We start from the raw sequence: 16,592 nt of genomic DNA on the forward strand, positions 1-16,592 counted from the left end.
TGCCGTATCCGTCAAAGATTCAACAGTCAGGGTTGGTGACTAAGGTGCAGTTCGGAATCTTCAGTGTGGGCGACGTCACCGCGGACCCCACCACCGGCAGGACCCCGACCGAGCACGAGCGGATCAAGGCGATGGTGGCGATCGCGCTCAAGGCGGAGGAGGTCGGGCTGGACGTCTTCGCGACCGGCGAGCACCACAACCCGCCGTTCGTGCCGTCCTCCCCCACCACGATGCTCGGCTACATCGCGGCCAGGACCGAGCGGCTGCAGTTGTCGACCGCCACGACGTTGATCACGACCAACGATCCGGTGAAGATCGCCGAGGACTTCGCCATGCTGCAGCACCTGGCCGACGGCCGGGTGGACCTCATGCTGGGCCGCGGCAACACCGGGCCGGTGTACCCGTGGTTCGGGCAGGACATCCGCCAGGGCATCCCGCTGGCCATCGAGAACTACGCGCTGCTGCACAGGCTGTGGCGCGAGGACGTCGTGGACTGGGAGGGCCGCTTCCGTACGCCGCTGCAGGGCTTCACCAGCACGCCGCGCCCGCTCGACGGGGTGCCGCCGTTCGTCTGGCACGGCTCGATCCGCAGCCCCGAGATCGCCGAGCAGGCCGCCTACTACGGCGACGGCTTCTTCGCCAACAACATCTTCTGGCCGAAGGAGCACTTCATGCGCCTGATCAACCTCTACCGCCAGCGGTACGCGCACTACGGCCACGGCACCCCCGAGCAGGCGGTGGTGGGCCTGGGCGGGCAGGTGTTCATGCGCAAGAACTCCCAGGACGCGGTACGCGAGTTCCGCCCGTACTTCGACGTCGCCCCCGTGTACGGCCACGGGCCGTCGCTGGAGGAGTTCATGGCCGAGACGCCGCTGACCGTGGGCAGCCCGCAGCAGGTCATCGACAGGACGCTGGAGTTCAGGGAGTTCTTCGGCGACTACCAGCGCCAGCTCTTCCTCATGGACCATGCGGGCCTGCCGCTGAAGACCGTGCTGGAGCAGCTCGACCTCCTCGGCGAGGAGGTGGTGCCGGTGCTGCGCAAGGAGTTCGCCAAGGACCGCCCGGCCGAGGTCCCCGGCGCGCCCACCCACGCCTCCCTGCTCGCCGCCAAGAACGCCAAGAACGCCGAGAACGCCCAGAACGCCCAGGGCGCCGGGAACGCCACGAACGCTGACGCGTCCCAGGCCCCGGTCGGCGCCTGAAGGCCGTACGTACCCCCGAAGGAGAACCATGAAGCTCGTCGTCGTCACGGCGGGGCTGACGCAGCCCTCCTCCACCCGCCTGCTGGCCGACCGCCTGACCGAGGCGGTGGCGCAGCGGGCGGAGGTGGAGGTCCGCGTGGTCGAGCTGCGCGACCTGGCCGTGGACATCGCGAACAACTTCGTCACCGGCTTCCCGAACACCCGCCTGCGCGAGGTGATCGAGGCCGTCACGCAGGCCGATGGGCTCGTCGTGGTCACGCCGATCTTCAGCGGCTCCTACAGCGGCCTGTTCAAGTCGTTCTTCGACGTGATCGACAACACCGCGCTGGCGGGCAAGCCCGTGCTGATCGCGGCCACCGGGGGCACCGCCCGGCACTCGCTGGCGCTGGAGCACGCGCTGCGGCCGCTGTTCGCGTACCTGCGTGCGGTGGTCGTCCCGACCGCCGTGTACGCGGCCGCGGAGGACTGGGGCGGCGGCCGGGACGCGTTCACCGACGGGCTCGGCGAGCGCATCGCCCGCGCCGCGCAGGAGCTGGCCGACCTGCTGCTGCACCGGGCTCCCCGGAGGCCTGAGCCGGCAGAGGAGGAGGTCGTGCCGTTCGAGCAGCAGCTCGCGGCGCTGCGTCCGGCGGAGTGAGGCCGGGCCGCCGGCGCAGGACGGGAGCGAGGTGACGTGCCCGAACGCGCTCCCCGACGCACGAGAGGCGGCGGTGCGGGCCGGGGAGACCAGCGAGCGCCCCGGGGAGCCCCGGGACGCTCCAGCGGGCGTCAGGGCTTGATGGCGACCACGTCGTAGGTGGTGTCGGGGGTCGGGGTGGTGGTGAAGCGGGCGTTGGGCAGGTAGAGGCGGCGGCCGTAGGCGGCGACGGTCGTGGGGACGTCGAACCTGTCGTCGGTCAGCCGCCTGATGAGCTTGCCGGACGCGCCGTCGCGGGCCAGGCCGATCGCGGCGAGGGTGTTCAGGCGGTTCTGGACGGCGTACAGGGTGCGGCCGGCCAGCAGCAGGCCGTCGCCGTTGACCAGCGTCTCGCCGCCCAGGTCCACCTCCGTGGTGACGCCGGACGACGGGTCCACCTCGAACAGCTTGCCGGTGTTGGACTGGACGATCAGCAGCGACCTGCCGTCGGGGCTGGGGGCGATCCCGTTGGCGTTGTTGCCGGTCGTGTACTGGATGGCGCCGCTGAGCGGGATCTTGACGGCCTCGCCGGGCAGCGCGCCGCCCCGGCCGAGCTCCAGCTTGTACAGCACGGGGTTGGCCGAGTCGGTGTAGTACGCGGCGCCGCGGAAGAGGATCACGTCGTTGACGAACGACGTGCCGGTGGCCAGCTGGTACGACTTGACGACCGCCCCGGTGCGCAGGTCGATCACCCGCGCGTTCCCGGCGTTGCCTCCCGCCACGAACAGCCGGCCGCGCCCGTCGGTCTTGAGCCCGAGCGACTGCGTGCCCGGCCCCTTGCTGATCACGCCTCCCTCCCCGGTACGCAGGTCGGCCCGGTAGATGTCACCGGTCGCGCGTGAGCCGAAGTAGGCGTAGTGGCCCCCGATCGCGATGCCCTCCGGCTGGAACCCGTTGGGCAGCGGGAACGTGTCGGGCTTCGTCGCCGCCTGGACCGGCACGCCGCCGAGCAGGACGACGATCAAGGCACTGCCGAGTGCGGTCTTCAGGATCGCGGATCTCATGCGGCCCACGATGCCCAAGTGACCGGCCGCGGCATAGCCCCATGGGCGGCTTCACAGGGACCTTTCAGCAACGGTCCGGACCAGGCGGGATCTTTCGGAAGCCGTGCGTTCCTGATCACGGAACGGGAAAACGCGTTGTTGGAGCGCTGCGGCCGTCACTAGCTTGACGCGAATGCGGAGGCCCCTTTATCCCTGTTGACCGCCTTGTCCCTGGTGACCGTCACGCCGGCCGCGTCGGCCTGCAGCGCTCCCCGGCCCGCGCCGCCCGCGGCCACGTCGACCGGTCCCGCCGCTCCCGGAAGCCCGGCCGCCGGTCCCGCGAGCCCCGCCGCCAGCCCAGCCGAGCGGCGGCCCGCCGTCGACCTGGGCGCGTACGAGCAGGGCCGGTCGCGGCCCGTCGCCGACCCCGTCTACCCGGCCTACGGCAACCCGTCGATCGACGTGCTCCACTACGACCTGGCGCTGGACTGGAAGCCCGGCGCCCGCACGCTGACCGGCACGGCGCGGCTCACGGTGCGCGCGGCCAGGCCCATCAGCCGGGTCAAGCTGGACTTCGGGCGCGCGCTCAAGGTGGACGAGGTCACGGTGGACGGCACGCGGGCCAGGGCGACCCGCAAGTACGACGACCTCACCATCCCGCTGGCCGAGCCGCTCGGGGCCGACGAGGGCACGGTCGTGACCGTGCGGTACCACGGCCGGCCCAAGCCCGTGGACTCCGAGCAGCGGCGCAAGGACATCTCCATGCTCGGCTTCCGGATCGGGAGCGGGGGCAGGGCGTGGGCGCTGCAGGAGCCGTTCGGGGCGTTCACCTGGTTCCCGGTCAACGACCATCCGTCGGACGAGGCGCTCTACGACGTGGCGATCACCGTGCCGAAGGGGTGGTCGGGGGTCGCGCACGGGACGTACCAAACGTCTACTACAGCCCCGCGATCATGCTGCACGAGATCAGGGAGCGGCTCGGCGACCGGAAGTTCTGGGCCATGACCAGGGCCTGGCCCCAGGAGCACCGCAACACCACCCAGGACAGGGCCGCCTTCGTGAAGTGGATCAACCAGCACACGGGCCGGAACTTCACGAAACTCATCAACACGTGGCTGGACTCGAAGACCACGCCGCGCTGACGAACCCCAGAGAGTAGGTTGGGGCAGAGCCGAACAAACGGGGTTAATCATGTCAAACGGTGCCCGTCACGCTCTGGGAGTGGTCGCGGGGCTGCTCCTCCCGCCCCTCGTCGCCGCCGGTCTGTGGTACGGCGTCGGCGACCTCACGCTGCAGGCGCAGCAGTCCTTCCGGATCTCCTGGGTCGCGGTCGGCGTGCTCGCCGCCACGGCGATCGTCCTGGCCTTCCTGGCCGGCTCCCGCCTGTCGCCCGTCGCCTCGCTGCTCGGCGGCCTGGCCTTCACCGCCCTCGGGGTCATGCCGTTCGTGGAGACGTTCACCGGGGCACGGCTGCTGCCCGTGGACCTGCTCCCGGGCGCGTTCAGGAACGGCTTCACCACCTCGGCCTACTCGGGGCTGCTGGTCGTGGTCGGCGTGACGCTGCTGGTGGCGTCGCTGTTCCCGTCGCGCTGGCGGGGCTCGGCGCGTGGCCTGGCCGAGCCCGGCGAGTACGAGTCGTCGTGGGGTTCGGCGTCGCCGCAGTCACCGTACCTGCCGCCGCACCACGGCCCCGAGGACTCCACCCGGCCGATGTACCGCGAATGAGCCGCGCATGGCCTGGCAGAATGCGGCCATGCGCGACTTGAAGATCGTCGACTTCCTCGACCAGCTCGCCGACCGGGTGCCCGCGCCCGGGGGCGGCGCCACGGCGGCCCTGCACGCGGCGCAGGCCGCCGCGCTGCTCGGCATGGTGGCCCGCTACACCACCGGCGAGAAGTACACCGGCCACGCCGAGACCGTCGTCGCCGTGATCGCCGAGACCGACACCTTGCGGGCGCGGTCGCTGCGGCTGGCCGAGGAGGACGCGGCGGCCTTCACCGTCGTCACCGACGCCTACCGGCTGCCCAAGGGCGAGGAACGCAGCGCCGCCATCGCCAGGGCGCTGAAGGGCGCGGCCGAACCGCCCGCCAGGGTGATCGAGACCGCCACGCGCCTGGTCGAGCTGTGCGAGCTGCTGCTGCCGATCGGCAACCGCAACGTCGTCACCGACGTGGCCGCCGCCGCCGAGGCCGCCCGCGCCGCCCTCACCACGGCCAGGGTGAACGTCGAGGTCAACCTGCGCGGCATCAAGGACGAGCGGGTACGCGAGGAGCTGAACATCCGCGTCTCCGGCGTGGAGGCGGCCGTCGCCAAGGCAGACTGGGTGACCGCCGAGGTACGCGAGGAGATCTCTTGAAGACGCTGACCGGCAAGGACCTGGCCGCCGCGATCAGGGCTCAGACGCAGGCCGAGGCCGCGGCGGGCGTGCAGCCGCGGCTGGCCGTGGTCGTGGCCACGGCCGACGAGGCGAGCCTGTGGTACGTCCGCTCGATCGCCAAGGCGGCGGCCGCGGCCGGCATCGCCTGCGACGTGGTGGACCTGGGCCCCGGGGCCGCCCCCGACCACATCGGCGAGACGCTGGCCAGGCTGTCGGCCGACCCTCAGGTCCACGGCCTCATGCTGCAGACCCCGCTGCCCCCCGGCGCCTCGGCGCAGGAGCTGGCCGCGGCCATCGACCCGCGCAAGGACGTCGACGGCGCCAACCCGCTCTCGCTCGGCCGACTGGCGGCGGGGCTGCCCGCGTTCCCGCCCGCCACGGCGGCGGCCGTGCTGGCGCTGCTCGACCACCACGAGGTGGAGCTGGCGGGGCGGCGGGCCGTGGTGGTCGGCCGCTCGACGGTGGTGGGCAAGCCGCTGGCGCACCTGCTGCTCGACCGGCACGCCACGGTCACCGTCTGCCACTCGCGCACCCGCGACCTGGCGGCCGTCACCTCGCAGGCCGAGGTGCTGGTCGCGGCGGCCGGGCGGGCCGGGCTGATCGGGGCCGCGCACGTGGCGGCGGGCGCGGTGGTGATCGACGTGGGCACCAACCCGACCGACGACGGCGGGCTGACCGGCGACGTCGACTTCGAGGCGGTCTCGGGGGTGGCGGGCGCGCTCACCCCGGTGCCGGGCGGCGTCGGCCCGGTCACCACCGCCCTGCTGCTCCGCCACACCGCCAGGGCGGCGAACCTGCCGTGACCCGCTGGGTCTGCCCCGGGTGCGACCGGGAGTTCGCCCGCACCCGGCAGTCGCACGTGTGCGTGCCGGGCTGCACGGTGGAGGAGACGTTCGCGCCGCACCCGCCGGTCTACCGGGAGATCTACGACCGGCTGGTCGGCGGGCTCGGCCCGGTCCACGAGGACGCGGTGCGGGTCGGGGTGTTCCTCAAGCGCGAGCGGAAGTTCGCCGAGATCCGCCCGAAGGCCCGGAGCCTGTCGCTGGCGCTGGTGCTCCCCCGGCGGGCCGAGCACGCGCTGGTCTCCAGGGCGCTGCCCATGCCCGACGGTCACGTCTGGCACTTCTTCAAGCTCACCCGCGTCGAGGACGTGGACGAACACCTGCTCGATCTCATGGAGGAGGCCTACGATGGCTGACGTCCTCGTCGTCCAGAACAGCACGAGCGGCGGCCTCGGCCGCATGGCCGGCTGGCTGGAGGAGGCAGGGCTGACGCTCGACGTCGTGCCCGCCCACGCGGGCGCGCCGCTGCCCGGCCGCCTCGGCCACGACGCCATGATCATGCTCGGCGGCGGTTACCTGCCCGGCGACGACGACCGGGCCCCGTGGCTGCGTGACGCGCGGCGGCTGATGGGGCAGGCGCTGGCCGAAGGGGTGCCGGTGTTCGGCATCTGCCTGGGCGGGCAGATGCTCGCGCAGGTGGCCGGCGGTGAGGTGCGCGGTGACGCGGGCGCGCCGGAGAACGGCAGCCTGCCGGTCACGATCAGGCCCGAGGCCGCCACCGACCCGCTCTTCCACGGCCTGCCGCCGGTGGTGCCCGCGATCGAGCACCACAAGGACGCCGTCACCCGCCTGCCCGGCGGGGCCGTGCACCTGGCCGAGACCGCGAGCTGCCCGTACCAGGCGTTCCGGGTGGGCGAGCGGGCGTGGGGCGTGCAGTTCCATCCGGAGGTGCTGCCCGCGCGCATCCGGGAGTGGCGGGTGGAGGGGTTCGACCCCGACGAGGTGTACGCGCGGGCGGTGGCGGACGAGCCGGTCTCCACGCCGGTCTGGCGCACGGTGACCGGCCGCTTCGCCGCTCTCGTCGCCGCCGTCGCCGCCGCGCGGGCGGCCGCCGGTGACGGCTCGCCCGCCGAGGCGAGCGGCGCCGCCTGAGCGATCAGGCGTTCCGTACGGCGGCCGCGTCCTGGAGTCCGAGCAGCTCGACCGACTGCTCCCGCATCTCCACCTTCCTGATCTTCCCGGTCACCGTGAGCGGGAAGTCCTCCACCACGCGCACGTACCGGGGGATCTTGAAGTGGGCCAGCCGCCCGGCGCAGTACTCCCTGACCCGCTCGGCCGTCAGCGGCTCCGCGCCCGGCCGCATGATCACCCAGGCCATGACCTCCTCGCCGTACCGCTCGTCGGGCACCCCGATGACCTGGACGTCGGCGATGTCGGGATGCCCGTACAGGAACTCCTCGATCTCGCGCGGATAGACGTTCTCACCGCCCCTGATGATCAGGTCCTTGATCCGGCCGACCACGTTCACGTAGCCGTCGTCGTCCATGGTCGCCAGGTCCCCGGTACGCATCCACCGGGCCGCGTCGACGGCCTCGGCCGTCTTCTCCGGCTCGTCCCAGTAGCCGAGCATGACCGAGTACCCCCGCGTGCACAGCTCGCCCGGCTCGCCCCTGGGCACGGTGAGCCGGGTCTCCGGGTGCACGATCTTCACCTCGACGTGCGGCATCACCCGGCCGACCGTCTCGGTCCTGCGGGCCAGGTCGTCGTCGGACCTGGTCATCGTGGACACCGGTGAGGTCTCGGTCATGCCGTAGCAGATGGCGACCTCGCGCATGTTCATCTCGCCGACGACCCGCTTCATCACCTCCACGGGGCAGGGCGAGCCGGCCATGATGCCCGTGCGCAGCGACGACAGGTCGAACTTGGCGGCCAGCGCCAGCTCGGCGATGAACATCGTCGGCACCCCGTACAGGGACGTGCACCGCTCCTCCTCCACCGCGCGCAGCGTGGCCTCGGGGTCGAAGCCCGGCGCCGGGATGACGATGCAGGAGCCGTGCGAGGTGGCGCCCAGGTTGCCCATGACCATGCCGAAGCAGTGGTAGAAGGGCACCGGCAGGCACACCCGGTCCTTCTCGGTGTAGTGGATCAGCTCGCCGACGAAGAAGCCGTTGTTGAGGATGTTGTGGTGCGACAGCGTCGCGCCCTTGGGGAAGCCGGTGGTGCCGGAGGTGTACTGGATGTTGATCGGGTCGTCGAAGGCCAGCTCCGCCCCGCGGGCCGTCAGCGCGGCCGGGTCCGCCTTGGCCGCGGTCAGGGCGTCCCAGCTCGGGTCGTCCAGGTAGACGGCGTCCGTGAAGCCGATCTCCTCGACCATGGCCCGGTAGTCGCTGCCCTTGTGCGACAGGGCGCTGATCAGCAGCCGCATGCCCGACTGCTCGACCACGTACCGCAGCTCGTGGGTGCGGTAGGCCGGGTTGACGTTGACCAGGATCGCGCCGATCTTGGCGGTGGCGTACTGGACGATCACCCACTCGGCCCTGTTGGGCGCCCAGATGCCCACCCTGTCGCCCTTCGCGACGCCCCTGGCCAGCAGGGCTCTGGCCAGGTCGTCGACGTCGGCGTTGAGCTGCGTGTAGGTCCACCTGCGACCCGCGGGAACGTCCACGAGGGCTTCCCGGTCGCCGAAGCGGGCCACGGTGCGTTCGAGGTTCTCGCCGATGGTCTCGCCGAGGAGCGGGGTATCGGCGGTGGCGCTGGAGTACGACAGCATGACCACAGTGTCAGTCGGCCTCCGGCTCGCGCACCAGACCCCGGCCGCGACGCGCCGCGAACGCGAGCGCCACGAGCGCCGCGCCCGCCGCCGCCACGATCCGCCGCTGCCGCGTCACGCGCCGCTCCACCCGGGAGTACGGGGTCGTCGAGAACGACACCAGCTCGTAGCGCGAGACGTAGCCGGGCAGCACCCGCTCCAGCGCGTGCTCCAGCCGCTTGCCCGCCAGGAACAGCCCGGAGCCGACCTTGTCGCGCATCTCCACGAAGTTGTCCAGCGCCAGCCTGGCGATCACGTCGGTGTCGGCCTTGCGCCGCTCGAACAGCTCCAGCGCCCTGGGGAAGTCGTCGCCCGCCTCGTCCAGGCAACGGTCCAGCTCGACGCAGTCCTCGAAGCCGCAGTTGGCACCCTGCCCGTAGAAGGGCACGATGGCGTGCGCGGCGTCGCCGACCAGCCCGACCACGGTGTCCCCGACGCTGACGTGCCACGGCGAGCAGCGCATCGTGACCAGGTGGCCGACCGGATTCGCGCGGTAGTCGGCGACCAGGTCGGGCATCAGCCCGAACGCGTCGGGATAGTGCGCGGCGAAGTACGCCCTGATCCGCTGCGGCGAGTCGAGGGCGGCGAGCGCGTGGTGCGGCCAGAACAGGGTGCAGGTGAACGAGCGGTCCGGGTTCGGCAGGGCGATCATCATGGAGCGGCCGCGCGGCCAGATGTGCAGCGCGCCGGGATCCATGACGAACTCGCCGTTCCTGGCCGGGATCGACAGCTCCTTGTAGCCGTAGTCCAGGTACTCCTGGCTGAAGCTCACGCCGGGGAGCTGCTGCAGCCTGGCCCGGACCGCGCTGTACGCCCCGTCCGCGCCGATCACCACCCTGGCCGCGGCCTGCTCGCCCGACTCGAAGCGCAGCCGCCCCGTACGCTCGTCCAGCCCGGTCAGCCGGCACCCGAACCGCACCTCCACGCCCGGCTGCGCGGTCGCCGCCTCCAGCAGCTCCCTGTTGAGGTCCGCGCGGCCGACGGAGTTGATCGCCTGCGACCGGTCGGCGCTGTACGGCTGGAAGGCGAGGGCGCCGTCGGGGGCGTGCATCATCCGGCCGGCCATGGGCAGCGCCGCGTGCAGGACCTTGCCGTCGAGGCCGAGGCGGCGCAGGGCGTCGATGCCGCGCTGCGAGATGGCCAGGTTGATCGACCTGCCGCGGTCGGGGCCGCGCTCGCGGGGGTCGGGGCGGCGTTCGTACAGGGTGACGTGGTGGCCGCGGCGGGCCAGGTAGCAGGCGAGCAGGCAGCCGACCAGCCCGGCGCCGACGATCGAGACCTCCATTCCTCCTTCGTACGGCGAGGGGCGGGGGTTGTCTAGGCGAGGGCCGCGGTGATGGCCCGTGCCGTGGCCTGCCAGATCGGGGTGCCGGGGGTGATGACGTCCTGGTGGTCGCCGGGCAGCTCCAGGTAGGTCACGTCGTCGCCCGCCTGCCGGGCGGCTGTGGTGTAGCGGCGGGCGAAGTCGACCAGGTTCACGTCGTCGCCCCTGCCCTGGACGACGACCTGGGGGACGCCCAGGGGGAGGCGGAGCAGGGGGGAGGAGGCGTGCAGCTCGCCGGCCGGCAGGGCGTCGCCGTCCCCGGGGGCGGGCACGGCCGGATCGCCGTCGCCGTCGCCGTCACCCGAGCCGTCGCCGTCACCCGAGCCGTCGCCGTCACCCGAGGCGTCGCCGTCACCCAGGGCGGCGGCGACCGCGCCGTGGCTGAGCCAGCGGCGGTCGGCCTCGACCAGGTCCAGGACGCCCGCCAGCGACACCGCCAGGGTGACGCGCGCCCCGTCGGCCACGGCGCGCAGGGCGAGCTGGGCGCCCGCCGAGTGCCCGGCCACGGCGACCCGGCCCAGGTCGAGCGCCGGCTGCCGCGGGGTGGCCTGACCGGCCGCGGCGGCCGGTCCCGGCGCCGGGTCGCTGCCGTGGCGGGCGGCCAGGCCGGACGTGACGGCCGGTCCCGGCGCCGGGGCGGGGTCGCTGCCGTGGCGGGCGGCCAGGCCGGACGCGATGACCGGTCCCGGCGCCGGGGCGGGGCCGATCCCTGCGAGGGCGGCCAGGCCGGCGGCGATGTCGTGCCTGGTCGCGGCCCAGCCGTGCCGGTCGGGGCGGCGGTACTCCAGGTTCCAGACCGCGAACCCGCGCCCGGCCAGGTCCGCGCAGAGCGCCTCCATGAGGTCGGCCGCCCAGATCGACCGCCAGTACCCGCCGTGGATCAGCGCCACGACCGGCACCGCCTCCGCCCCGCTCTCCGGAAGGTAGAGATCGCCCCACTGCTCCGGGGACGGCCCGTAGGCGATCCGCCGCACGCCCGGGTGGCGGGCCCGGTGCACGGCGTGCCGGATGCCCCAGGCGAGCCCGGCGATCCCGCGTCCGTTGATGTGCGGGGCGCCCGCGACCCGGTCGAGGTCGACCGGCACCACCACCCCGGTCCCGGGCGGCTGCCTGATCAGGGTCGATGCCTCCCGGGCCGGCGCGGGCACGACGACGACCACGGCCTCCTCGCGCACGAGGGACCTCAGGTGGGCGGCGTCCCGGGCGTGGACGAGCCTCCCCCGCACCCCCAGCGCGGCGAACTCGCGGCGGGCGATCTCGCCGAGCAGCCCGGCGTCCACCGCCACCCCAGGACCGACGATCACCAGGACATCGCACATGGGGATACCTTAGGCCGGGTGCATGTGAAGCAGCTTCACCCGTGGCCCTCCAGCGTCGCCGAGGCGGAGTCCATCCAGGACCGGCTCCGCGGGGAGGTCGAGCTGACAGGACCGGACACGTTCGCGCTGGTGGCCGGGCTGGATGTGCATTACCACGGCGACGACGAGCTGACGGCCGCGGTGGTCGTGCTCGACGCCGCCACGCTGGAGCCGGTGGAGGAGGTGGTGGCGCACGGGGAGGCGGCCTTCCCGTACGTGCCGGGCCTGTTCGCCTTCCGCGAGCTGCCCGCGCTGGTGGCGGCGCTCGAACGGCTCACGGTGACGCCCGACCTGCTGGTCTGCGACGGGTACGGGCTGGCGCACCCGCGCGGCTTCGGCCTGGCCTGCCACCTGGGCGTGCTGACGGGGCTGCCCGCGCTGGGGGTGGGCAAGACGCCGTTCGTCGGCACGCACGAGCCGCCCGGGCCCGAGCGGGGGGCCTGGACGCCGATCGTCCACGACGGCGGCACGGTCGGCCGCGCCCTGCGCACGCAGCGGGAGATCAAGCCCGTGTACGTCTCGCAAGGGCACCGCATCGCGCTGGACGTCGCCACGGACCAGGTCCTGCGCCTGACCCCGCGCTACCGCCTCCCCGAGCCCGTCCGCCGCGCCGACCACCTGGCCCGCCACCCGTCCTGACCATCCCCCTCCCGGTCAGGCGGGTTGGTGAGCGCCCGAGGAGGCCAGGGGCGGGAGGACGGCCTGGGCGTCGGCGCCGCCGAACCACAGCCCGATCATGAACGCCGCCGTCGCCTCCAGCAGCGCCGCCCGTTCCAGGCCGCCACCGTCCACGGGGGTGCAGCCCAGGCCGGCGACGAGCGTGCGGGCGGCCGCCAGCGCCCCGGGGTCGTCACCGCACAGCGGCACCGCCAGCGGCCGGCCGTCGAAGACCGGCGGCGTCATCCGCCACACGTCCACGTGGCACAGGTTGAACGCCTTCACCACGTGACCGCCGGTGACGTCGCCGATCAGCCGGGCGAGGGAGCGCGTGATGTCGTACTCCTTCGGGTTGGCGTTGGTCACGTCGACGAGCGCCTTCCCGCGCAGCGCCGCCCCGGCCGCCTGCAGCGTGTCGAGCAGCCCCGCCTCCCTGACCGCGACCACCACGACCTCCCCGAACCCGGCCGCCTCCGCGAAGCTCCCGGCCCGCACCTCCGCACCCGCCCGGGTGGTCATCCGGGCGGCCTGCGCCGCGCCGCGGCCCGGGTCCCGCCCGCTCACCATCACCTCGTGGCCGGCCCGCGCCCACTGCGTGCCCAGCGCGTCAGCCATGCCGCCCGCGCCCAGAATCCCGATCCTCATGTCCGTCCTCCATCGTGGAAGGGCTTTACTGGAACACGTGGACTCTAGAAGTCCCGACACACACCATCCGGTGCCTAACGGAGGGCTCCCGTTGTTCCTTGCCGACTGCCAGGCCAGACTCGCCTTCGACCTGATGGCCAACACCTGGAACGCGGTCGTCGTCTGGTCGCTGCGCCACGGCCCGCGCCGCCCCGGGCGGCTGCGCGAGGAGATCGGCGGCATCAGCACCAAGGTGCTGACCGAGACGCTGCGCCGCCTGGAGTTCAACGGCCTGGTCGCGCGCCGCGTCTACGCCGAGGCGCCGCCCAGGGTCGAGTACGAGCTGACCGACCTGGGCCGCTCGCTGCTGGGCCCGATCGAGGCGTTCGGCGAGTGGGCGTTCCACCACGCGGACGAGGTCATGGCCGCCCAGGACCGCCACGAGCCCGCGCCGTGACCGTCAAGCGCAGGCAACACTTTACTTAAACCGAGTGTTACCGAATCACTACCCTGGGTAGCTAGTCGAGGGTTGTTCATTACCGTCACCCAGGAGGTTCCATGCTCTTCACTCCCCGCAGGATCGCCGGCGCCGCCGTCATCGCGGGCGGCCTGGCCCTGCTCGCCGCGCCCGCCGCGCACGCCGTCGTCGATCCGATGATGATCACCGAGTGCCTCACCGGCTCCGTCGGCGAGGTGACCCATCTCGTGGATCCGTCCGCTCCCGGCGTGCCGGCCGAGGTTCCCGCGGTGAACTGCCTGGCTCCCTGACCGCCGGGGAGAGGCCACCGGCGTAGGACCACCCCTCGACGACCGGAACCACCGGTGCGGGCGGCGCGATCATCGCGCCGCCCCGTCCCAGCAACCGAAGAGCAGCAGCAAGGAGTTCCGTTGAAGGTCCGAGTCCTGACAGCCATCGCCGCCCTGGCGTTGGCCGGCGGCGCGCCACCACTCCATCTCGACAGTCTCGGCTCGGGCGGTCCGCCGCTCCTCAACGTCGAGACCATGGTCCAGCACGTGAACCTTCTGACGTCGTAGTGCGACTCGCGCAGCTGTCCGTGGCCGACTCGCCGGCCGGGCCACGGACGATGCTGGGGCGCGTCGGCTATGTCATGTTCCTCAGCCGCTGGATCCAGGTGCCGCTGTATCTGGGGCTGATCGTCGCTCAGGTCGTGTACGTGTGGCGGTTCCTGGCGGAGCTGCTGCACCTGGCACACCTGGGCTTCGGCGGGCACCCGCCGGAGACGACCGTCATGCTGATCGTCCTCGGGCTCGTCGACGTGGTGATGATCTCCAACCTGCTCATCATGGTCATCATCGGCGGCTACGAGACGTTCGTCTCGCGGCTGCGCATCGAGGGCCATCCCGACCAGCCGCAGTGGCTCTCCCACGTGAACGCGAACGTGCTGAAGGTCAAGCTGGCCATGGCGATCATCGGCATCTCCTCCATCCACCTGCTCCAGATCTTCATCAACGCGGCCAGGCCCACCATCACCGACAGAGAGCTGATATGGAAAACCCTGATCCACCTGACCTTCGTCGTCTCGGCGCTGGCGCTTGCCGCGATCGATCGCATCATGGAGGGTGGCCGCCCCCAGCACGGCACGGGCGGTGCGGAGCGGCCCGGGCAGCTGCAGCCGGAGCGGATGGCCGCCTAGGCGGGCGATCCGGGGGCGCGGGGCGGTGTCACGGGGGGAGGCCCGGATGGGGGTGAGGAGCGCCGCGGCCGCCGGGCTCGGGGCCGTCGCCCTGGCCCTGCTCTGCTGCACCGGCGCGTACGCCGAGGACGACGCCGGCGGCGGCGCGAAGTCGGGCCCGGCGCCGCTGATCGGCGATGTGATCATTTTCAATGACGAGATCGTCGAGCCCGTCTCGCTGCCGTTGAGCACCTGTGGCGGCGTGGTCCCGCTGCTCAGCAAGTCGCCCGCCACCTGCGAGGGCACCTCCCGCGTGTCGGACGACGACGCGTGAGCCCGTACGTGCCCGCCCGCGGGGGTGGGCGGGCACCCGGGCCGGCTCAGCCGCCGGCCAGGAGGTCCTCCAGCACCACGGCCACGCCGTCCTCGTCGTTGGACAGCGTCCGGTGCCCGGCCGCCGACAGCACCATCGGGTGGGCGTTGGCCATCGCGTACCCGGCTCCCGCGTAGAGCAGCACCGCCAGGTCGTTGGGCATGTCGCCGAACGCCACCACGTCCGCGGCCGCCAGGCCCCGCTCCGCGCAGAGCCGGTCCAGCGTGACGGCCTTGGTCACCCCGGCGGCACTGATCTCCAGGATCCCCTCCACCCCCGAGTACGTGACCTCGGCCAGGTCGCCGATCGCCCCCGCCACGGCCGCGTACATCTCGTCGGCCGTGTGCGCGGGCGACAGGGCCAGCAGCTTGACGATCGGCCGGCCCCCGTCGAAGACCGACTCCACCTCCAGGTAGGACGCCAGGTCGTGCTCGACCCGCCTGGTGTAGGCGGCCTCGGCCAGCACGTTCCTGCCGGTCTCGACGGCCAGGCCGACACCGGGCAGCGCCAGGGTCAGCGCCTCGATGACCTTGCGGGCCGTCCCGGGGGCGAGGGGGCTGCTGGCGGTGATCTCGTCGGTCGCGACGTCGTACACGATGGCGCCGTTGCTGCAGATGGCGGTGCCGGTCACGCCGGCCTGCCGGGCGATCTCGACGACGCCGCGCGGCGCCCTGGCGGTGACGAAGACGATCTCGGCGCCGGCCGCGCGGGCCGCCTGGAGTGCCTGCCTGGTACGTGCGGTGACGGTGCCCGCGGTGGTGAGGAGAGTGCCGTCGAGGTCGGTGGCCACGATCCGGGGGAAGGTTCCGATGCTCACGGCAGCGATTATTGCGACTTATCCGGATGAATCACCCGAGAGGTGGGCGGTAGGGTACGCGCGTGCTCTCCGCCCCTCGCCCGGACGACCGGGTCGCCTCCGCCTTCCGGTTCGCCACCGAGCTGGTCGCGTGGGTCGCGACGCCGTGGGCGCTGGCCTCGTACTCCGTGCCGCTGGCCGTGCTGTCGGTGATCGTGCTGATCGGGCTGCCCACGGTCTTCTCCACCCCCGGCGACAAGCGGAGCGTGATCGTCGCCGTGCCGGGTGTCGTGACGATCCTGCTGGTCGCCCTGCACGTGGTGGCCGCCGTGGCGGCGGCGTGGGTGGCCTGGCACGCGTTCGCCGCCGCGCTGGTCTCCGTGCTGGCCGTGGTGACGGTGGTGATGGAGCTGCCGCGCTGGCGGTGGCTGCTGTCGCGCTGAGCGCCCGTCAGAGCTGAGATCGACCAGAGCTGAGGGCCGGTCAGAACTGAGGACCGGTCAGAGCTGAAGGCCGGTCAGATGCGCAGCTCCGCGGGGAGCAGCGTGGCCGCGTCCGTGAGCTCCAGGCCCAGGAGCTGCCCGGCGTCGCCGTAGTCGAGGACGATGTCCTCCGCCACGACCTGGCGCCTCGCCTCGCCCGGCACGATCTCGTGCTTCATCGCGATGTAGGCCAGGTTCCGCGCGCTGTCCACGCTCACGTACACCGTCCGCGGCCGCTGCCCCGCCTGCTCCTCGTCCCAGGTCAGCAGGCCCTCCCTGGCCTCGTGCGAGCCGGTCACCGCCGCCCTGACCGTGATCATCGCCAGCTCGATCGCCTCCAGCGAGTCGAGCCCGGAGACCTTCCGCTCGTGCTCCCATCCGTCGAGCCCGTCGATCCGGTACGGGCACGACCACTCGCCCGTCGGTTCCTCGTAGGGCACGCCGACCGTGACCACGACGTCCCGTGGCGGATCGGTGCGCAGCTCCAGCACGCGGTGGGCGATCTCGTACATGTC

The 16,592-nt window shown here is 72.7% G+C and carries 23 protein-coding genes; 16 read left to right on the forward strand and 7 right to left on the reverse strand.

Annotated elements, in window-relative coordinates:
• Positions 1-44 precede the first annotated feature (44 nt).
• On the forward strand, positions 45-1,202 hold the full coding sequence (locus tag AB0I79_RS23725) for an LLM class flavin-dependent oxidoreductase (protein ID WP_357876320.1): 1,158 nt from the start codon (positions 45-47) through the stop codon (positions 1,200-1,202).
• 28 nt (positions 1,203-1,230) lie between these two features.
• Complete coding sequence (locus tag AB0I79_RS23730) at positions 1,231-1,839, forward strand: FMN reductase (protein WP_357876322.1); 609 nt, start codon at positions 1,231-1,233, stop codon at positions 1,837-1,839.
• Positions 1,840-1,970: 131 nt separating this feature from the next.
• Here AB0I79_RS23730 and AB0I79_RS23735 read toward each other — a convergent pair whose 3' ends face one another.
• Positions 1,971-2,882 (reverse strand): superoxide dismutase, encoded by a 912-nt coding sequence (locus AB0I79_RS23735; protein ID WP_357876324.1) that lies wholly within the window; start codon positions 2,880-2,882, stop codon positions 1,971-1,973.
• A 195-nt stretch (positions 2,883-3,077) separates the two neighbouring features.
• Here AB0I79_RS23735 and AB0I79_RS23740 point away from each other — a divergent pair, with 195 nt between their 5' ends.
• From AB0I79_RS23740 to AB0I79_RS23770, 7 genes are read left to right on the forward strand one after another with little or no spacing between them, the layout of a single operon-like run.
• Positions 3,078-3,866, forward strand: coding sequence for a hypothetical protein (locus tag AB0I79_RS23740; RefSeq protein ID WP_357876326.1), 789 nt, complete (start codon positions 3,078-3,080; stop codon positions 3,864-3,866).
• The gene (locus AB0I79_RS23745) at positions 3,863-4,003 is read left to right on the forward strand and encodes a hypothetical protein (RefSeq protein ID WP_357876328.1); all 141 of its coding nucleotides are present in this window, start codon (positions 3,863-3,865) and stop codon (positions 4,001-4,003) included. The genes AB0I79_RS23740 and AB0I79_RS23745 overlap by 4 nt, the downstream gene beginning before the upstream one ends.
• Before the next feature lie 49 nt (positions 4,004-4,052).
• Positions 4,053-4,586 carry a hypothetical protein gene (locus AB0I79_RS23750; RefSeq protein WP_357876330.1) on the forward strand — a complete coding sequence of 178 codons (534 nt, stop codon included), beginning with the start codon at positions 4,053-4,055 and terminating at the stop codon, positions 4,584-4,586.
• A 7-nt stretch (positions 4,587-4,593) separates the two neighbouring features.
• A complete protein-coding gene (locus tag AB0I79_RS23755) occupies positions 4,594-5,217 on the forward strand; it encodes a cyclodeaminase/cyclohydrolase family protein (RefSeq protein ID WP_357876332.1) in 624 nt (207 codons plus the stop codon).
• The gene (locus tag AB0I79_RS23760) at positions 5,214-6,041 is read left to right on the forward strand and encodes a bifunctional 5,10-methylenetetrahydrofolate dehydrogenase/5,10-methenyltetrahydrofolate cyclohydrolase (protein ID WP_357876334.1); all 828 of its coding nucleotides are present in this window, start codon (positions 5,214-5,216) and stop codon (positions 6,039-6,041) included. Before AB0I79_RS23755 ends, AB0I79_RS23760 begins: the two co-directional genes overlap by 4 nt.
• Entirely contained in the window at positions 6,038-6,436 is a 399-nt protein-coding gene (locus tag AB0I79_RS23765; RefSeq protein WP_357876335.1) for a DUF5655 domain-containing protein, read from the forward strand. The genes AB0I79_RS23760 and AB0I79_RS23765 overlap by 4 nt, the downstream gene beginning before the upstream one ends.
• Positions 6,429-7,172 carry a type 1 glutamine amidotransferase gene (locus AB0I79_RS23770; protein WP_357876337.1) on the forward strand — a complete coding sequence of 248 codons (744 nt, stop codon included), beginning with the start codon at positions 6,429-6,431 and terminating at the stop codon, positions 7,170-7,172. Before AB0I79_RS23765 ends, AB0I79_RS23770 begins: the two co-directional genes overlap by 8 nt.
• A gap of 4 nt (positions 7,173-7,176) precedes the next feature.
• Here AB0I79_RS23770 and AB0I79_RS23775 read toward each other — a convergent pair whose 3' ends face one another.
• Genes AB0I79_RS23775 through AB0I79_RS23785 form a run of 3 tightly spaced genes read right to left on the reverse strand, consistent with a single transcriptional unit; the run spans position 7,177 to position 11,472 of the window.
• On the reverse strand, positions 7,177-8,790 hold the full coding sequence (locus AB0I79_RS23775; RefSeq protein ID WP_357876339.1) for an AMP-binding protein: 1,614 nt from the start codon (positions 8,788-8,790) through the stop codon (positions 7,177-7,179).
• Positions 8,791-8,800: 10 nt separating this feature from the next.
• Positions 8,801-10,114, reverse strand: coding sequence for an NAD(P)/FAD-dependent oxidoreductase (locus AB0I79_RS23780; RefSeq protein WP_357876341.1), 1,314 nt, complete (start codon positions 10,112-10,114; stop codon positions 8,801-8,803).
• Positions 10,115-10,146: 32 nt separating this feature from the next.
• Positions 10,147-11,472: a hypothetical protein gene (locus AB0I79_RS23785; RefSeq protein WP_357876343.1), complete on the reverse strand. Its 1,326-nt coding sequence runs from the start codon at positions 11,470-11,472 to the stop codon at positions 10,147-10,149.
• Positions 11,473-11,490: 18 nt separating this feature from the next.
• Here AB0I79_RS23785 and AB0I79_RS23790 point away from each other — a divergent pair, with 18 nt between their 5' ends.
• Positions 11,491-12,150 (forward strand): endonuclease V, encoded by a 660-nt coding sequence (locus AB0I79_RS23790; protein ID WP_357876345.1) that lies wholly within the window; start codon positions 11,491-11,493, stop codon positions 12,148-12,150.
• A gap of 15 nt (positions 12,151-12,165) precedes the next feature.
• Here the strand turns inward: AB0I79_RS23790 and AB0I79_RS23795 are convergent, their stop codons facing one another.
• A complete protein-coding gene (locus AB0I79_RS23795; RefSeq protein ID WP_357876347.1) occupies positions 12,166-12,813 on the reverse strand; it encodes an NAD(P)-binding domain-containing protein in 648 nt (215 codons plus the stop codon).
• 91 nt (positions 12,814-12,904) lie between these two features.
• Between AB0I79_RS23795 and AB0I79_RS23800 the strand changes: the two genes are divergently transcribed.
• The 5 genes from AB0I79_RS23800 (at position 12,905) to AB0I79_RS23820 (ending at position 14,760) form a co-directional block, all read left to right on the forward strand.
• Positions 12,905-13,249: a helix-turn-helix domain-containing protein gene (locus AB0I79_RS23800; RefSeq protein WP_357876349.1), complete on the forward strand. Its 345-nt coding sequence runs from the start codon at positions 12,905-12,907 to the stop codon at positions 13,247-13,249.
• 101 nt (positions 13,250-13,350) lie between these two features.
• A complete protein-coding gene (locus AB0I79_RS23805; protein ID WP_357876351.1) occupies positions 13,351-13,560 on the forward strand; it encodes a hypothetical protein in 210 nt (69 codons plus the stop codon).
• A gap of 120 nt (positions 13,561-13,680) precedes the next feature.
• Complete coding sequence (locus AB0I79_RS23810; RefSeq protein WP_357876353.1) at positions 13,681-13,827, forward strand: hypothetical protein; 147 nt, start codon at positions 13,681-13,683, stop codon at positions 13,825-13,827.
• Positions 13,827-14,447 carry a TIGR00645 family protein gene (locus AB0I79_RS23815; RefSeq protein ID WP_357876355.1) on the forward strand — a complete coding sequence of 207 codons (621 nt, stop codon included), beginning with the start codon at positions 13,827-13,829 and terminating at the stop codon, positions 14,445-14,447. Before AB0I79_RS23810 ends, AB0I79_RS23815 begins: the two co-directional genes overlap by 1 nt.
• 46 nt (positions 14,448-14,493) lie before the next feature.
• A complete protein-coding gene (locus AB0I79_RS23820) occupies positions 14,494-14,760 on the forward strand; it encodes a hypothetical protein (protein WP_357876357.1) in 267 nt (88 codons plus the stop codon).
• Between the two features lie 46 nt (positions 14,761-14,806).
• Here AB0I79_RS23820 and AB0I79_RS23825 read toward each other — a convergent pair whose 3' ends face one another.
• Positions 14,807-15,616: an HAD family hydrolase gene (locus AB0I79_RS23825; RefSeq protein ID WP_357876359.1), complete on the reverse strand. Its 810-nt coding sequence runs from the start codon at positions 15,614-15,616 to the stop codon at positions 14,807-14,809.
• Positions 15,617-15,678: 62 nt separating this feature from the next.
• On the opposite strand from AB0I79_RS23825, the gene AB0I79_RS23830 reads away from it, so the two are divergent.
• Positions 15,679-16,038, forward strand: a complete 360-nt coding sequence (locus AB0I79_RS23830) for a hypothetical protein (RefSeq protein ID WP_357876360.1) — start codon at positions 15,679-15,681, stop codon at positions 16,036-16,038.
• Between the two features lie 74 nt (positions 16,039-16,112).
• Here AB0I79_RS23830 and AB0I79_RS23835 read toward each other — a convergent pair whose 3' ends face one another.
• Complete coding sequence (locus AB0I79_RS23835) at positions 16,113-16,589, reverse strand: hypothetical protein (protein WP_357876362.1); 477 nt, start codon at positions 16,587-16,589, stop codon at positions 16,113-16,115.
• Positions 16,590-16,592: the final 3 nt, after the last annotated feature.

Origin of the sequence: Nonomuraea sp. NPDC050202, assembly GCF_040656115.1 — a bacterium.
Lineage (GTDB): Bacteria > Actinomycetota > Actinomycetes > Streptosporangiales > Streptosporangiaceae > Nonomuraea.

What these genes read in the sequence shown, in the direction of transcription:
- AB0I79_RS23750 (WP_357876330.1), top strand. Translation starts at nt 4,053, where the DNA reads ATGTCAAACGGTGCCCGTCACGCTCTGGGAGTGGTCGCGGGGCTGCTC.
- AB0I79_RS23805 (WP_357876351.1), top strand. Translation starts at nt 13,351, where the DNA reads ATGCTCTTCACTCCCCGCAGGATCGCCGGCGCCGCCGTCATCGCGGGC.
- AB0I79_RS23795 (WP_357876347.1), bottom strand. Translation starts at nt 12,813, where the DNA reads ATGAGGATCGGGATTCTGGGCGCGGGCGGCATGGCTGACGCGCTGGGC.
- AB0I79_RS23730 (WP_357876322.1), top strand. Translation starts at nt 1,231, where the DNA reads ATGAAGCTCGTCGTCGTCACGGCGGGGCTGACGCAGCCCTCCTCCACC.
- AB0I79_RS23770 (WP_357876337.1), top strand. Translation starts at nt 6,429, where the DNA reads ATGGCTGACGTCCTCGTCGTCCAGAACAGCACGAGCGGCGGCCTCGGC.
- AB0I79_RS23735 (WP_357876324.1), bottom strand. Translation starts at nt 2,882, where the DNA reads ATGAGATCCGCGATCCTGAAGACCGCACTCGGCAGTGCCTTGATCGTC.
- AB0I79_RS23835 (WP_357876362.1), bottom strand. Translation starts at nt 16,589, where the DNA reads ATGTACGAGATCGCCCACCGCGTGCTGGAGCTGCGCACCGATCCGCCA.
- AB0I79_RS23755 (WP_357876332.1), top strand. Translation starts at nt 4,594, where the DNA reads ATGGCCTGGCAGAATGCGGCCATGCGCGACTTGAAGATCGTCGACTTC.
- AB0I79_RS23745 (WP_357876328.1), top strand. Translation starts at nt 3,863, where the DNA reads ATGACCAGGGCCTGGCCCCAGGAGCACCGCAACACCACCCAGGACAGG.
- AB0I79_RS23775 (WP_357876339.1), bottom strand. Translation starts at nt 8,790, where the DNA reads ATGCTGTCGTACTCCAGCGCCACCGCCGATACCCCGCTCCTCGGCGAG.
- AB0I79_RS23780 (WP_357876341.1), bottom strand. Translation starts at nt 10,114, where the DNA reads ATGGAGGTCTCGATCGTCGGCGCCGGGCTGGTCGGCTGCCTGCTCGCC.
- AB0I79_RS23820 (WP_357876357.1), top strand. Translation starts at nt 14,494, where the DNA reads ATGGGGGTGAGGAGCGCCGCGGCCGCCGGGCTCGGGGCCGTCGCCCTG.
- AB0I79_RS23785 (WP_357876343.1), bottom strand. Translation starts at nt 11,472, where the DNA reads ATGTGCGATGTCCTGGTGATCGTCGGTCCTGGGGTGGCGGTGGACGCC.